Here is a 15,585-nt window from a genome sequence, read left to right on the forward strand (position 1 = left end):
TCCTTTTAAAATAAAAGATTTTTCGTTTTACTTTTGATTAGAAATACTTTAAAAAGTCGAAACGTTTTGAGATCATAGTGATTCTAAAATGGTCAAACTATATCAGAAGTTTCCTGATACACAAGTTCTAACCACTAAAGGTCCAATAGACTTCTATAAAGATGTATTCGGCAAAGGAAAGTGGTTATTCTTATTTGCACATCCCGCTGACTTTACGCCAGTATGTACTACTGAGTTTGTAGCCTTCTCTCAGAAATATGAAGAGTTTAAGAAACTAGGTGTAGAATTAATTGGATTAAGCGTTGATAGTATTTATTCACACATACAGTGGTTAATGGATATAGAGCAGAGGTACGGTGTAAAAGTACCCTTCCCAGTAATAGCTGACCCTGATAAGAAGTTTGCAAGAATGTTAGATGCATTAGACGATGCATCAGGTCAGACTATAAGAATTGTAGTGCTAGCTTCGCCTGACGGTATAATCAGGTTTGTAGCTCAATACCCGTTAGAATACGGTAGAAATATTGATGAGTTACTTAGGATAACTAAGGCAGCAATAGTAAACTATAAGGCAAAAGTCGTACTACCGGCAAACTGGCAACCTGGACAAGATGTAATTGTACCTCCGCCTACTGTATTTGACGAAGCTGAAATGAGAATGAAGCTACCTAATGCCAAGGCTTGGTACTTATTCTTCAAGAAATACGACGAGTTACCTCCTGATCAAAGAGTCTAAATTTATTAATAATATTTTTTTATTTGCTGGAAATGCTACGTTGTAGACTCTAGTTTTTCTCACTTCTCCATAAACTACTTTGGCGTAGTGTGCATGTCCGTGTATAGCTAGATCTGGTAAACATTCCGTTGTTTCTAGTATCTGATATCCAAGATTGGGGTAGATCGATTTCTTTTCACCGAAAACTGTTCGAAAAGTTGGTGCGTAATGGGTAAGGAGGATCTTCAAATCTCCTTTGCTTTCGCAGAGTAATTTTTCTATCTTTTCTTTCCTCTCTTGATAAGTTCTTTCATCTACCCCGTGAAGCATCTGCCATTTTGTAGGTTTCTCCAAGATACCTTCACTACCTACTATAACGATTTTTAACCCTTGTATCTCTACGGTCATAGATTGTTCCTCTAGCCATATTATTTCACTAAAAAACTTCTTATAGTACTCCCTCTTGTCGGTAAAGTCCTCATTTCCGAAAACAGCAATGGTCTTATACTTCTTTAGGACTTCGTAAATCGGAGTAAAGTGCCTATATTCCCCTTGTTCTGCCAGATCTCCAGCTAGTAAAAATAGCGAAATCTCCGCCTCTCTAATTTTGCTGAAAGATGCAAAGAACTGAGTTAGATATTTGGGTGAATGGAGATCAGACGTTGCAGCTATCAACATCAATTTATATTTATCTCTAGCAATTAGAAAAGTATTGTGAGATTAGAAGGTATAGCTGATTTACCCCTCCATGAGGGCAAAGTCCCTTCCTGGTTAGCCTCTATAATGAAGAGACTATCAAAAGCTATTATAGACGTTATGATTATAGAATGGGGCGAGGAAAAAGTATTAGAAAGGTTATCAAATCCCTTGTGGTTTCAAGCATTCAACAACGTAATAGGTATGGATTGGGACTCATCTGGATCAACAACTGTAACCTTGGGAATATTAAAGGAAGTAGTAAGCATTGACGATGAAGGCATTGCTGTATTAGGAGGAAAAGGTAAAAAAGCGCTTAAAGTCCCAGAGGAATTAAGAGTTCTAGACAAAAAAATCGACGCGGATGTCGGGGAACTGGAAAGGGCAAGTAGGCTAGTTGCTAAAGTAGATAGCGTATTAGTTCAAGACGGTCACACATTATATCATCATTCTATGTTAGTTACTAAAAGTGGCAAATGGGCGATAATACAACAAGGCATGAATCTTAAGACAAGATATGCTAGAAGATATCATTGGTTCTATACAAGAAAATTTACGATAGAACCTCACCAAGGTATAGCTGGGATAAGGCATGATGTAGCCATAGACAGTGTAAGAAGAGATAGAGAGAATACACGCAAAATACTTCTCGATTTAATAAGGGAGAATCCGACCAAAGTGGTATCCCAGATAGAAATGGCACAGAACCTGCTTAAAGGTCAGTCTACATTGTTCTCTCAAGCGTTTAACGTGAAAATATCTCCTAAAGTAAAGTTAATCTACATGAAACCTAATGACTTGAGAAGGGTCAAGGAAGTGTTGAATAAGGTCTATGAGTTTAACCCAATAAACCTAGAGGAGGCATTATTGAATGGTATAGGCCCTTCTACGGCGAGGGCATTATATCTCGTAGCCGACTTAATCTACAATGAACCACCGTCTTACGAGGACCCTGTTAATTATCCTTATGATCCGTTTAAGTATGCATATGCCATAGGAGGTAAGGACGGCATACCTTTTCCCGTGAATAGGAAGGTAGCCTATGAAGTAATTTACACCTTAGAAGATATTATAGAAAAGATAAAAGTGGAGAAGAAAGATAAAGAGTTTGCTTTAAGTAAATTAAAGGAGTTGGCTAAACATGGAGATAAAGAAGGGTCTTGAGGACGTTTATGTTAAAGAGACGGAAATAACTTATATAGACGGTGAACTAGGTAGACTTTATTATAGAGGATATTCTATTTACGACTTGGCTGAATTTTCCAATTTTGAAGAAACTAGTTACCTTATACTTTACGGGAAGCTACCTAACGTATATGAGTACGAGAATTTCGTTAAGTCTTTGAGGGAGTCAAGGGGTATTTCAGATAGGGTTAAAGAATTTTTAAAAGGCGTAAAAAAGAACGCTTATCCCATGGACGTACTGAGAACAGCAGTCAGTATTATGGGGCTCGAGGAAAATTCTCATACTTACAGTGTTTCAGAACAGAGTATAATTAACCTAATATCTAAATTTCCTACTATAATTTCTTACTATATCAGATTAAGAAGGGATTTAGAGCCTGTAGAACCAGATACTAGCCTTTCACACGCTGCAAATTTCCTCTACATGGTTAATGGAACAAAACCTAGTGAAGAGGAATGTAGGGCAATGGACGTTGCCATGATTCTCCATATAGATCATGAAATGAATGCGTCCACTTTCGCTTCCTTGGTAGTAGCATCCACACTTTCCGACATATATTCGGCTATTATAGCAGGCATCTCGGCGTTAAAAGGTCCGTTACACGGAGGTGCAAATTATGAAGCGCTCAAGATGTTCAGGGAAATAGGAGATGTAGAAAATGTAGAGAAATACATTCTTAATAGACTGGCTAATAAACAAAGGATAATGGGTTTTGGTCATAGAGTTTATAAGACTTATGATCCAAGGGCTAGAATATTGAAGTCCTATGCAAAACTGTTAGCTGAAAAAAAGGGGGGAGAGATTAGGAGACTTTATGAGATAGCCGAGAAGGTAGAAGAAATAGGAATTAAGTATCTAGGATCAAAAGGGATATACCCTAACGTAGATTTCTACTCTAGCATTGTATTTTATGCACTAGGCTTCGAGCCAGAGTTCTTCCCGACGGTTTTCGCGTCGGCTAGGGTTACTGGATGGATAGCACATATATTAGAGTACGTGAAAGATAACAAGATAATAAGACCTAAAGCGTACTATAAGGGTGAAATAGGCAGGAAATATATTCCTTTAGATAGTAGATAATGGCATAGCATAAACGTTTTAGAGTAGGTTTTTAACTTTCATGTAAGGAGATAACTTAAATGATTAAGTTTAAACTGAATAAAGAGGAGGAACTCTTTATTAAACTAGTGAAGATTGGCGAGGACCTGAAAGTTGCTTGTGGTAGTCTTAGACAGTTATTCGTTGGAGTTTTAAATAATGAAGAAGATACCGTGAATTCAAATATAGTTAAGATCAAGACGGTAACCGAAAGGATAGCAATGTCTAGAGAGGAAACATTATCCATTATATATGGTGGCGCGTTTTTACCGGATTTTAAGGAAGCTATTGTAATGCTAACTCAGGCATTATATCAAACCAGTGCTGCAATAAAAGACGCGGCAAGGGCTGTATCTTCTAGAAAACCAGCGGAAAAATGTCTCATTAACTTGAGGGAGAGCATATTATCTTATTTGTCTACGATAGATGAGGCATCAGAGAGGCTGGAGGATATGTTATCTAAACTATCCAATGATATCAATGAAGCGCTAAAAGTAGGGAAAGAGATACAAATGTTGGAGAGAAGTGGTGATGAGCTAAAGGATATGCTCATTTCAAGACTATATTCAATGGAGAAAGACATAGACCTCATCACTATCCTTCAGATGAGGGATGTGATATTCTTCTTAGATGACATTCTTGACTTCATGGAAGATGCTACGTTAAGTATTGAAGTCCTCTATGCTACGTTAAAGTCCTAATATGCTCCTTAAAATCCCATAAGCCGCCAAGCTTACAATCATTGCCAACATAGGGGAAACAATCCATCCTTTCGCAATTTGTTTCAACTGCCTTTGAACGTCATATCCAAAGCTTCTCAAACTTAATCCTATTATTCCACCCATTATTGTCTGTGTTATTGATATGGGGATACCAAAAATGGTAAATACCTCAGATATTATGTCACTTCCTATAAGTGCTGAAGAAGCGGCAGTGTACCCGAGCCTTGTTATTCTAAAACCTACCGTTATTACAGCCTTTCTCGAACTTAAATAAATTCCTAAGCTTGCTGCAGTAGCGTAAATTGGTGCCGTAATGTAGAATGGTTCGCTGATTAGTCCAGCAGATATAATTATTCCTATTGCGTTAGCCCCCGTTACGAAAGAAGTGAAAATAGAGGAAATTATTAGACCGTATTTATAATATCTAATTTCTCGGATGAAATTTCTTTCGCTCTTTAAGAAGTTCTTTAGAAAGAAATACATAGAAAGTGATGTAGTTATGGCGACTAAAGGTGAAAGAATCCATGACAACACAGTGAAGTCGAATTTACCCCAGTCAAATCCTATTGTACCTCTTGCTATCAGCACTACACTGGCTAACGAAGGGTAAATCATCTGGCTTAATGATGCTGGAATTCCTATTTTATTAAGGTAGTAAAACGTGACCGTAGAGGAAAAAAGAATAGCAGAGAGTACTATTTCCAAAAGTAAAAAGTTCTGTGAACTTACTAAACCGTAAATGCTGGATTCCATAGTAATGCTACCGATCGACGCTCCAGAGAACAGTGAAATGGCATTAATTAGGTAGGATAATCTCCTCCTTAACACATTAGTTGAGACTAATATTCCTAAAGCTATCGCAGAGTTATTTCCACCAACTAAAAATGATGAGATCAAACCAATGACAAATATAAAATATTCAAGTAAGTTCGAACTACTCACTACCATCCTTTCTTTCTAACTCCTTAATATATGCTATTATAGCGTCTCTAATCAAGTCACTTCTGTTACTATAACCCATTACTTTAACCATCTCGTCTATTTCTCTGAGAAATTCCTCATCCAGTTTAAAGGAAATCGTCTTAACACTATTGAATTCGAGTTCGTATGTAATGTCGTCTAGTTTTTTAACACCATTCATAGGAATCACAAATCTCATTTCTTTTTATTTAGAAAAGTTTTTCCTAGTAAAAAAGGGCTAGTAATCTTTTTATAGTGATAGAATTAGTTAGTAGTCTAATTAGGCAATATCCTACTTTAGAGATGCGGATAAATTCTTAAAAAGGCTTTTGTTAATAACATTTACATTTTAAAAATGACATGTATAAGTGTTGATTCATTACCTGTAAACGAGAAAATTAAGGATATCCTCAAAAAAAGGGGGATTCAAAAACTTAATCCACCACAGACAGAGGCTGTTCAAAAAGGTTTATTAGATGATAAACCCTTACTTATTGTTTCTCCTACAGCTTCTGGTAAAACTCTGATGGCTGAACTCGGTATGGTAAGTCATCTCATAAACAAAGGAGGAAAAGCAGTCTATGCTACACCTCTCAGAGCCCTAACTAACGAAAAATACGTTACTTTTAAGGACTGGGAACAGTTAGGGCTGAAAGTAGCAATGACCAGTGGGGATTATGACACTGATGACTACTGGTTAAAGGATTACGATATTATAGTTGCGACCTATGAGAAGTTAGATTCCCTATGGAGGCATAACTCTCCTTGGCTTAAGGAAGTAGATTACTTTGTATTAGATGAGTTCCACTATATGAATGATCCTGAAAGGGGACCAGTAGTTGAAAGCGTAGCGGTAAGAGCTAAAAGAAAAGGTACAATTTTAGCCCTGAGTGCGACTATTGGGAACTATAAACAGATCGCAGAGTGGCTAAAGGCAGATGTAGTAGCTACCAACTGGAGACCAGTACCTTTAAAGGAAGGTGTGCTATATGTTGGCAATAAAAAGAAGGACTTTGTAGTAATGTATAAGGACGGAACGTTCAGAAAGGTATATGGCGAATGCCCTATTGTAGCATACGCCCTAGACGTGATCTCTAAGGATGGTCAAGTCTTAATATTTAGGTCTTCTAGGAAGTATGCAGAGGCTACCGCAGTTAAGATCTCACAATACATGAATTTTGTAAAATTAAACGATAAAAAACTTCACGAGGTAGCAGAGAGGGTTAAGGAAGTAGAAGACGGAGGAAGCAATGAAAAAGAGGCACTTTATAACCTAATACTTAAAGGAGTAGCATATCACCATGCAGGATTGTCTAAGGGGTTACGCGATATAATCGAAAACGCATTTAGAGATAGGATCATCAAAGTCATAGTAGCTACTCCGACACTTGCTGCCGGTGTTAATTTACCGGCGAGAGCTGTAGTTATAGGTGATATACACAGATTTAATAGGAAGGTCATAGGTTTCACGGAATATATTCCAGTGATGGAGTACAAACAGATGAGCGGAAGGGCAGGTAGACCAGGATTTGATGAATACGGAGAGTCTGTGGTGGTTGTGAGGACAAAGAGTGAAGTAGACAAGGTTATGCAGAGGTATCTGAATTCAGATGTCGAGCCTATAGAGTCAAAATTGGGATCAGAAAGTGCATTCTATTCCTTTATCCTGAGCATAATCTCTTCCGAAGAAGATGTGACCGAAAAGACTTTGACCGATTACATACAAGACACTTTACTTCCGAAGGAGCTAGCAAAGAAATATTTTAAGCAAGCTTTAAACTGGTTACTTGATAACGAGTTTATTGCTCAAAAGGATGAGTACTTAACTTTAACGAGGTTTGGCAGGAGAATTTCAGATTTATATCTTAACCCGTTCACAGCCGTTACAATAAAGGATGCCCTTACCCGAAATGAAAAAAGGTGTGAAATAGCCTATTTCCATATGCTTGCATACACTCCAGACGGTCCCTTAGTAAGTATAACTAAGGCTGAAGAGGACGTCCTATTAGACGAGCTAGACTGCGAACTATTCATAGAAGAGCCTTACGACGAGTATGAACTATCGAACTATCTTTCCTCCCTTAAAGTTGCGTTTATTATGAGGGATTGGATAGAGGAAGTAGACGAAGACACTATCTTAGGTAGGTATGGAATAGGTTCCGGGGACTTAAGAGCTATCATTGAAACTATGGATTGGCTCACCTACAGTGGCTTCCATGTAGCCTCAGTACTTGGTCTGAAGGAACATAAAGAGGTATTAGAAAAACTCCACATGAGAGTTAAGGACGGGGTAAAAGAGGAATTAATTCCCTTGATTAAGGTCTCGGGAATAGGAAGAGTGAGGGCTAGATTACTCTATTCTCACGGGATAAAGACACCGGAGGAGATAATAATGAATCCTGAGAAAGTGAAACAATTGTTAGGACCAAAAATAGGTGAAAAAATTGTCAGAGAAGCTGCAAGAGCTATTACTTAGGTTTTTGAACGGAGAGAGGCAATTTAGTGGGGATTGTGAAACATTAAAGGAGTTAATTTTATTACTCAAAGCATTAGGAAGGGAGGTAAAGATCGAGAAAAAAGAAAAAAGTTTGTGTTATGTTATAGTGGAATATTACCGTGCTTCTTAGGATACCTGTATTCTCTCTTATTCCTCAACATTTCAAGAGCAGCAGCTATAACTCTCCTAGTATCTTTGGGTTCAATTACGTCGTCAACTAATCCCTTCTCAGCTGCCCAGTATGGGTTGGCGAACAACTTCCTATACTCAGCTATCTTCTGCTTTATGAAGTCGTCTGGGTTACTTGCTTGCTGAATCTCTCTCTTGTATAAGATCCTTACTGCACCCTCCGGTCCGGTTACAGCAATTTCTGCCGTAGGCCATGCGTAAACTAGGTCAGCACCTAAGCTTTTAATGCTCATGGCTATATGGGCTCCGCCATAAGATTTCCTGACAATCATTGTTATCTTGGGCACAGTAGCCTCAGCAAAGGCATATAACATCTTAGCACCGTGTCTAATTATTCCCTTATACTCTTGGTCGGTCCCCGGAACATACCCTGGTGTGTCTACTAAGCTTATCAATGGTATGTTAAACGCGTCACAGAACCTGATGAACCTTGCAGCCTTATCAGCTGCATCAATATCGATTGAACCTCCGAACTCTTCTGGGTTATTAGCTACGATTCCCACTACGTTTCCACCGATCCTAGCGAATCCTACTATTATATTCCTAGCCCAGTGTTTGTGAACTTCTAAGAACTCGCCGTTATCAACTATTCTACTTATTATTTCCTTCATGTTATACGGTTTTGCTGGGTCATCTGGCATTATTTGATCTACTCCGCTAACATCTCTGTCCATTGGGTCACCAGTGTCCATGTAAGGTGGTTCTTCCATATTGTTTGAAGGTAAGTAAGATAACAATTTCTTTGCCGTGTTTATTGCTTCTTGTTCACTGTCAACCATAAAGTGCACTACACCGGATTTACTAGCGTGAACAGCTGCTCCCCCTAAGTCTTGGAAGGTAACTTCTTCGCCTAATACTACTTTGGTGATCTCTGGACCAGTTACGAACATATAGTAAGCGTCCCCTTTGATCATGATAATGAAGTCGGTAAGTGCTGGGGAATACACTGCTCCTCCTGCAGCTGGTCCAGCCATAATAGTTATCTGTGGAATTACTCCAGAGGCCATTACGTTATTCTTGAATACAAGACCATATCCTTCTAGTGCCATTGCTCCTTCTTGAATTCTAGCACCACCTGAGTCGTTAATTCCTACTACTGGCGCACCTACCTTAAGTGCTAATTCATAAATCTTTCCTATCTTTGCAGCGTGTATTTCCCCTAAGGTTCCGCCGATTTCCGTAAAGTCTTGAGCGTAAGCAAAGACAGTCCTTCCGTCTACCTTACCCCAACCAGTTACCACACCGTCACCGTAATATCTTTCTTTATCGAGCCCGAACTCTGTAGCTCTTGTAGTAGCGAACGTCATAATCTCGTTAAACGTGCCTTCGTCAAATAATAGTGCAAGCCTTTCTCTGGCTGTTAGTTTACCTTTAGAGTGTTGTGCCTTTATCCTTTCGTCTCCTCCTCCTTTATATGCTTTTTCTTTTCTTTGCCTTAATTCATCTAATAATTTTTCATATGCGGATTTTTCAGCTGACATAGTTCTCCTCACCTATTGATTATATATCACCCATATTTAGTTTTAAATTTTTATACATTTTAAACATTTGAAAAAATCTTATCACTTAATTATTAATAATAAGTCTCCTTTCTTTACACCTTGTCCCGGCTTTATCATTATCTTTTGTACAGTTCCTGAAACTGGAGCTGATATGACTGTTTCACTCTTCATAGCTTCAATAGATAATAACGGTTGTCCCTTGTTTACAATGTCGCCCTCTTTTACTCTTACCTGAACTATTCTTCCCTGCATTGGCGAGAGTATCTCGCCCTCTTTTCCTCTTATTAGTTCTTCTAAAGACTTTCCTTCCTCAACTGCGCTCTCTGATATTCTGTCGATCTTGAAGAGCGCCTCATCATCTATTATGATAAATCCGTTGTCAAAGTATACTCTATGGATCTCCCCGTTAACTTTGAATAATAACTCACCTTCTCTCCACCCAGAGCCTAAGTACTCTATTTCGTATTCTCCTATCTCGGTCTTTATCTTGTCTTTGTTGCCTTTTTGGTCGTAAGTCAAAGTAGTTACATCGCCTAAATCCGAAAATACTCTGAGTATTTTCATTACCACATCACCCTATAAGAAGACTGAGCTGAAATACCGTAGGTCTTCCATCCGGAGGTTCTTCTTGTTGTATTTTGCTGCTGTTGTGTAGATATTGTTGCTTTCTTCATATAGCCTCTCTCATAAATTGATGCTGCTAATGCAGCCTTCATATCTTCCTTAGCCTTCAGGTATTTAACAAATTGTTCCCTCTTCTCTGAAATGTATGCTGTTGTGAACTTTCCTTTTAAGAAGTCCTCATCTCTGGATATCCATTTGTATAACTCGATAACAGTCTTAATTCCTCCAATCTTATAGTCATTTAACGCTCTTATACCAGCTTGTATTGCATATTCTCTATTCTCACCATAAACGATTAATTTAGAAACTAAAGAATCATAATACGGAGGTACGTAGCTACCAGCAGTTATACCACTATCTACCCTTACTCCAGGGCCTGAGGGCTCCTTGTAGTAAGTGACATATCCAGAGCTACCGGTGAAGTCATTTATAGGATCTTCAGCATTTATTCTATATTCTATAGCATGTCCTCTATATCTCTTATTTAATTCCTCCTGCGTAAAAGGTAAATAACCATCAGCTGCGAGATTTATCTGCAACTTTACAAGGTCTATTCTGAATATCAATTCAGTTACTGGGTGCTCTACTTGTAGTCGTTTGTTCAATTCTAAGAAGTAGAAGTCTCTAGTTACGTCAGAAAATACGGTTTCAAATGTACCCAAAGTGTGATACTTTATAATTTGTCCGAACTTGATAATGGGTTCGAACATTCTCTCTCTGTCTTCCATTTTCAGAGCTGGAGAAGGTGCTTCTTCTATCAACTTCTGGTTTCTCCTCTGGATAGTGCATTCTCTCTCCCATGCTACTACGTAATTTCCATGTCTGTCTCCAATTAACTGGAATTCTATGTGCCTCGGATTAACAGCTGCTTTTTCGATATATAGATCAGCTTTACCGAACGCTTGATATGCTAATCTTTTATTCCTCTCCCAAACCTCCTGTAATTGCTCAGGATTATCTACTCTAGTTATACCAGTACCTCCTCCTCCGAATGCAGCCTTTACCATAATTGGGTAACCTATTTTTTCCGCTAGTTTCAGGGCTTCATCTAGGCTTTCTAATGGTCCGTCGGAACCGGGTGAAATGGGAACTCCTGCCATTTTAGCTATTCTCTTTCCGTCCAACTTACTCTTTATCGATCTCATTGCTTCTACCGAGGGTCCTATCCATGTTATGCCAGCTTTTAGTACTGCTTCCGCGAAGTCAGCGTTTTCTGACAAGAATCCGTAACCAGGGTGGACAGCATCTGCATGCGCTTTTTCAGCAGCGTCGATAATTGCCTGAATGTTCAGGTAGCTCTGTAACGCAGGAGCAGGCCCAATATAATAAGCTTCATCAGCATACTTCACATGTAAAGCGTATTTATCAGCTTCAGAGTATACAGCAACTGCTTTCATTCCCATCTCTTTAATTGCCTTCATTACTCTTACTGCTATTTCTCCTCTGTTTGCTACGAGAACTTTATTGAATGGTGGCATTTTAAGTCATAATATTATTGTTTTAGGGGTTTAAAAGGTTTTAACTTTACAAATTGTTTCGTGTAAATTAAAAAAAGAAAAGTTCAGTGCTCGCGCTTTGTCATCATACTCAGTTCCCGGATTCCACATCATCTTTTTCAAAATGTAAGTCGAGCATAATAAATTCATAAGTAACTGTTCAAGGTAAAGCTGAGAAAAAGGGGTTTAAGCTAAGTATATTCCTTCTTCTGCTACATACTTTTGCCTAGACAAGTCCATAAGTTTTCTAGTAAATAGTATTGAGTATAATACTACTATTATTCCGAAGAGGAACGAAAGCCATACTGCGTCTGCTATGTCTCCCACATTTGTGTAATAGACTATGTCCCTCATCATCCCGGTTCTAACGTATAAGTTATGTCCATTTATTATGTTAGGCCAGTATTCTGCTATTGCTAAACCACCCCATGCACTATTTATGGTGCTTGACAAACCGGTAACTATGTAAGGTAGTGTGCTCGGGAGTATTATACTTTTCATTTTCTCAAAGAAACCTAACTGGTAATTTTTCATGATTTCCCAATACTGTGTAGGCATGTTCTTTACCCCTAGCCAGAAACTGTAAAATAAGTAATAAAACGTAGATATAAAGCCGATAAATAGTACATAAAACTCGTTGGTGAAAGGTCCAAAGACTTCGTGAACAAGCGGTAAAGTAACTAGATAGACTAGGGGAATATAAGCAGGGGCAGGTAATGTAGCAAAGGACTGGATCACTGGAATTACTACTTTTTCAACTCTCTCGTGAGTAGATAAATAATAACCTAGAAATACAGCAAGTAAAAAGGAAACTCCAGCTATTATTCCTACTCTCAGGTAATCGACACCTATAGCGACTAAATCTCTTGGTATTGAAGAAATTAGCTGAGCCCATTCGGTAAAGGGTACGGATATTATAATTCCCACAGCACCGTATATAATTAAGACTAGCAATACTACGCCTATAGTCCCACCTACAATTTTCCATAATTTTTCTCTTTTACGCGGCTCCTCGTAATAGTCTTCAGTGGAACTTCTCCTGAGTTTGTCTAAAGTAGGGAATACTCTAGCTATTTTAGTGAAAGTTGGCAAACTGTTTGTAACCCTTAAAGAACTTCTTATATTAAGCCTACCTTTCTTTCTTATAATCATCTCGGTGTCTAAACCATATTTAGAAACGCTGTACTTTGCAAATTCCCTGAGTAAGTATGTTATTACAGCTACAAAGATTCCGATTACAACTACACCTTCTAAAGCTCCTAGGTAGTTTCCTTCTTGGGTTAAATTAGCTATGACCGAACCTATGCCGAAAACCTCAAAATTTCTAGTACCTACACTAAAAACCTCGCTTACGGTTATGTAGAATAAGCCATCAGAAAAACTCGACATTAGCTCAGAAGCTATCCGCGGAACAGAATATGGAATATAAAGTTTTAGCATCTTCCCCCAAAAACCTAGTTTATAGTTTTCGGTGACTTCTACTAAGTCATGAGGAATTGTCTTAAAAGCCTGATAAATCCCCATCCAGATATTCCATACTGTTGCTGTGAACACTAAGAAGAGTACAGATAATTCTATACCTAAGCCACCGCCAATATCATAAACGAAGAAGATAAATACTATAGGTAGGAAACTAAAGACCGGGACTGACTCAAAAACTTCGCTTAAGCTAATGTAAGTGTTTTCAAAAACCTTGCTCTTAATAGAAGCCCATGCTAGAAACCACCCACTGACTATGGAAAATAGAATAGTTATCCATACTCTTCCTATAGATACCAACGAAGCCAAAATAAGGGTAGGAAGTATGGAGAGAAAGTCGGTCAAATAGTCTCACCTTTTCCATCCGTTAATTTCTTTTTGAGAGATGGGCTCAATAACTTGTAAAGAGTATCTACGTATTCTTGTAATTCGGGGTCGTGCTGATCTCTCGGTCTTGGTAAGTTAATTTTTATATCGCCGACTACAGTGGCAGGTATACCGTTTAAGACATAAACTCTATCCGCCAGTTCTACAACTTCGAATAAGTTGTGAGATACTAATACCACCGTCTTCAATGGAGACTCTTCGCTAAACAACATTTGGTAAACTTCTTGCCTAAGACCCTCAGCTGTCAACTCATCTAAGTGGGAGAAAGGTTCGTCCATAAGAAGGACTAGAGGTTCAGCAGCTAGTGCTCTAGCTATGGCTATTCTTTGCCTCATTCCTCCGCTCATTTGTTTAGGATAGAAGTTCTCAAATCCTGATAGTCCAACTAACTCAAGCATCTTTTTAGCAATCCTTATTTCCTCCTCTTTAGAGAGTTTTCTATACTTTAACCCGAGTCTAACATTATCAAGGGCTGTCATCCAAGGGAATGTAGCTATCGATTGATGGATAAGTGCTATCTTAGGAGAAGGTTGAAGAACTCTCTTCCCTAGTAATCTCACTTCTCCCTCTTTTGGTTGAACGAACCCTCCTAGAATTCGCAACAAGGTTGATTTTCCTATTCCAGAGGGGCCAACTATAGCAACTAGTTCGTTATCGTGCATTTCCATGTTAACATGTCTTATCACGAAGTTGTCCTCAACGTAAGCATACCCAAGATCTATCGTCTCTAAGATTCTTCCATCTGACCACCTAAGGCAAAGGTCTTTTAACCATTTAAAAATTTTACTCTTAACTTAGAGAGAATATATTTAGGTTATTTCGATGGGGCGTAAAAGATATCACAAAAACAGACAAGAAGTTATTATAAATTTAATGAAATATTTAGTGATATGAATGCTCTTTAGTTCTAGAAACTATCTGTCTCTATTAAAAAGAACTAGAGTTGAAATAATTCTAGTAATTAAATCTAATTATGTATTTTAGCATTACTTAAATAAATTAAGTATAATTACGAATAAACATAATATTTGCGAATAATGCTTAAATCCCTGAAATAGTATTTATTAAATAACTAATTAAAATATGCTTAGTTTACCATAATTTCATTTGTTATTTATTTTAAGCGAAGCGAAAGTTTATTAGTACGAAATACAAGAATTTATTTGTGATAAAATATGGTAGGGTTAGTTCCTAATGACGTGATAATACTAATCATTGTCGCCATAATAGTGTTCTTTGGTGCATCTAAAATCCCTGAGATCTTTAGGTCTTTGGGTAGGGCAACCGGCGAATTCAAGAAGGGTAAGATGGAAGCTGAAATGGAGTTAATGCAAATGCAACAAGCTCAAAACCAGAATTTCCAACAGCTTCAGTCTTCTAAAGAAGCAGAACTACAGAGAAAGATAGAAGAACTACAGAAACAGTTAGAGGAGCTCAAAAAGCAGCAAAGGCAACAGAATAGTTGAATCCCCTAAAGGTGGGGGATATGATTAATTCAATAGATGATTTTTTGGTTTTAGTATTAGTTGGTCTCCTCCTATTTTCAGGTGATAAGAATTCCTTATCCGCTATAAAGTCTGCTATTAGAGGGTATAACGAACTCAAGAGAAAACAGAGTGAATTAGTGAGTGAACTCAGGAGAGAATTAGAGGATGTGACAAACTCTACCGACGAAATAGTAAGAGAGACTACTCAAGTAACTTCTAGAGCTTTTAGGGAGACGTCAACTACTCTGAATGACGCAGCTAAAGATATAAGAGTAAAGATCTTGGAAGAAAGAATAAGGGAATTAGAAGAGGAAATTGAAAGGCTCAAAAAGCAACAAGGTGGCGTTAATAAATGAGTTATCAGAGAGAGACTCAAGACAAAGAATTACCCTTACTAGAGCATATTAAGGAATTACTTACTAGGATTAAAAGAGTGGTTATGATTTTGGCTTTTTTCTTCATACTATACTTTATGTTTGGAATTGCATTCATACAAATAGGTTCTTTTACAGTTCCGATTCTTTATCCCTCACTATATAATAGTATA

The 15,585-nt window shown here is 37.9% G+C and carries 15 protein-coding genes and 1 pseudogene; 8 read left to right on the plus strand and 8 right to left on the minus strand.

Annotated features, from left to right (window positions below):
• The first annotated feature begins 88 nt into the window (after positions 1-88).
• A complete protein-coding gene (locus tag WIW89_RS11700) occupies positions 89-736 on the plus strand; it encodes a peroxiredoxin (protein WP_337699699.1) in 648 nt (215 codons plus the stop codon).
• On the opposite strand, the gene WIW89_RS11705 is transcribed toward WIW89_RS11700, so the two are convergent.
• Complete coding sequence (locus WIW89_RS11705; RefSeq protein ID WP_337720907.1) at positions 713-1,393, minus strand: metallophosphoesterase family protein; 681 nt, start codon at positions 1,391-1,393, stop codon at positions 713-715. The two genes, WIW89_RS11700 and WIW89_RS11705, sit on opposite strands and share 24 nt — an antisense overlap.
• Positions 1,394-1,429: 36 nt before the next feature.
• On the opposite strand from WIW89_RS11705, the gene WIW89_RS11710 reads away from it, so the two are divergent.
• The 3 genes from WIW89_RS11710 to WIW89_RS11720 are packed head-to-tail and all read left to right on the plus strand — an operon-like array spanning position 1,430 to position 4,396.
• A complete protein-coding gene (locus WIW89_RS11710) occupies positions 1,430-2,575 on the plus strand; it encodes a DUF763 domain-containing protein (RefSeq protein WP_337720908.1) in 1,146 nt (381 codons plus the stop codon).
• Entirely contained in the window at positions 2,553-3,677 is a 1,125-nt protein-coding gene (locus WIW89_RS11715) for a citrate synthase/methylcitrate synthase (RefSeq protein WP_337720909.1), read from the plus strand. The genes WIW89_RS11710 and WIW89_RS11715 overlap by 23 nt, the downstream gene beginning before the upstream one ends.
• Positions 3,678-3,736: 59 nt before the next feature.
• Positions 3,737-4,396, plus strand: coding sequence for a DUF47 domain-containing protein (locus WIW89_RS11720; protein ID WP_337720910.1), 660 nt, complete (start codon positions 3,737-3,739; stop codon positions 4,394-4,396).
• Here WIW89_RS11720 and WIW89_RS11725 read toward each other — a convergent pair.
• Both WIW89_RS11725 and WIW89_RS11730 read right to left on the minus strand, forming a co-directional pair.
• Positions 4,385-5,365 carry an inorganic phosphate transporter gene (locus WIW89_RS11725; protein ID WP_337720911.1) on the minus strand — a complete coding sequence of 327 codons (981 nt, stop codon included), beginning with the start codon at positions 5,363-5,365 and terminating at the stop codon, positions 4,385-4,387. The genes WIW89_RS11720 and WIW89_RS11725 overlap by 12 nt on opposite strands.
• Positions 5,352-5,576: a ribbon-helix-helix domain-containing protein gene (locus WIW89_RS11730; protein WP_443296597.1), complete on the minus strand. Its 225-nt coding sequence runs from the start codon at positions 5,574-5,576 to the stop codon at positions 5,352-5,354. The genes WIW89_RS11725 and WIW89_RS11730 overlap by 14 nt, the downstream gene beginning before the upstream one ends.
• A 156-nt stretch (positions 5,577-5,732) precedes the next feature.
• Here WIW89_RS11730 and hel308 point away from each other — a divergent pair, with 156 nt between their 5' ends.
• Positions 5,733-7,853 carry an ATP-dependent DNA helicase Hel308 gene (gene hel308 / locus WIW89_RS11735; protein ID WP_337720912.1) on the plus strand — a complete coding sequence of 707 codons (2,121 nt, stop codon included), beginning with the start codon at positions 5,733-5,735 and terminating at the stop codon, positions 7,851-7,853.
• A gap of 122 nt (positions 7,854-7,975) precedes the next feature.
• On the opposite strand, the gene WIW89_RS11740 is transcribed toward hel308, so the two are convergent.
• From WIW89_RS11740 to WIW89_RS11760, 5 genes are all read right to left on the minus strand, one after another.
• Complete coding sequence (locus WIW89_RS11740; protein WP_337720913.1) at positions 7,976-9,544, minus strand: acyl-CoA carboxylase subunit beta; 1,569 nt, start codon at positions 9,542-9,544, stop codon at positions 7,976-7,978.
• A gap of 81 nt (positions 9,545-9,625) precedes the next feature.
• Positions 9,626-10,129 (minus strand): biotin/lipoyl-containing protein, encoded by a 504-nt coding sequence (locus WIW89_RS11745; protein WP_337720914.1) that lies wholly within the window; start codon positions 10,127-10,129, stop codon positions 9,626-9,628.
• On the minus strand, positions 10,129-11,667 hold the full coding sequence (locus WIW89_RS11750; protein ID WP_337720915.1) for an acetyl-CoA carboxylase biotin carboxylase subunit: 1,539 nt from the start codon (positions 11,665-11,667) through the stop codon (positions 10,129-10,131). The genes WIW89_RS11745 and WIW89_RS11750 overlap by 1 nt, the downstream gene beginning before the upstream one ends.
• Before the next feature lie 204 nt (positions 11,668-11,871).
• Positions 11,872-13,509: an ABC transporter permease subunit gene (locus tag WIW89_RS11755; RefSeq protein WP_337720916.1), complete on the minus strand. Its 1,638-nt coding sequence runs from the start codon at positions 13,507-13,509 to the stop codon at positions 11,872-11,874.
• Positions 13,506-14,219 carry an ABC transporter ATP-binding protein gene (locus WIW89_RS11760; RefSeq protein WP_443296603.1) on the minus strand — a complete coding sequence of 238 codons (714 nt, stop codon included), beginning with the start codon at positions 14,217-14,219 and terminating at the stop codon, positions 13,506-13,508. Before WIW89_RS11760 ends, WIW89_RS11755 begins: the two co-directional genes overlap by 4 nt.
• 507 nt (positions 14,220-14,726) lie before the next feature.
• Between WIW89_RS11760 and WIW89_RS11765 the strand changes: the two genes are divergently transcribed.
• From WIW89_RS11765 to WIW89_RS11775, 3 genes and pseudogenes are all read left to right on the plus strand, one after another.
• Positions 14,727-15,017, plus strand: a complete 291-nt coding sequence (locus WIW89_RS11765) for a twin-arginine translocase TatA/TatE family subunit (protein WP_337710190.1) — start codon at positions 14,727-14,729, stop codon at positions 15,015-15,017.
• A gap of 20 nt (positions 15,018-15,037) precedes the next feature.
• Complete coding sequence (locus tag WIW89_RS11770; RefSeq protein ID WP_337710187.1) at positions 15,038-15,394, plus strand: hypothetical protein; 357 nt, start codon at positions 15,038-15,040, stop codon at positions 15,392-15,394.
• Positions 15,391-15,585 (plus strand): annotated as a pseudogene (locus tag WIW89_RS11775) (twin-arginine translocase subunit TatC); the annotation flags it as partial. The gene WIW89_RS11770 and the pseudogene WIW89_RS11775, both read left to right, overlap by 4 nt.

This window comes from Stygiolobus sp. CP850M, from assembly GCF_037389425.1.
Classification (GTDB): domain Archaea; phylum Thermoproteota; class Thermoprotei_A; order Sulfolobales; family Sulfolobaceae; genus Stygiolobus.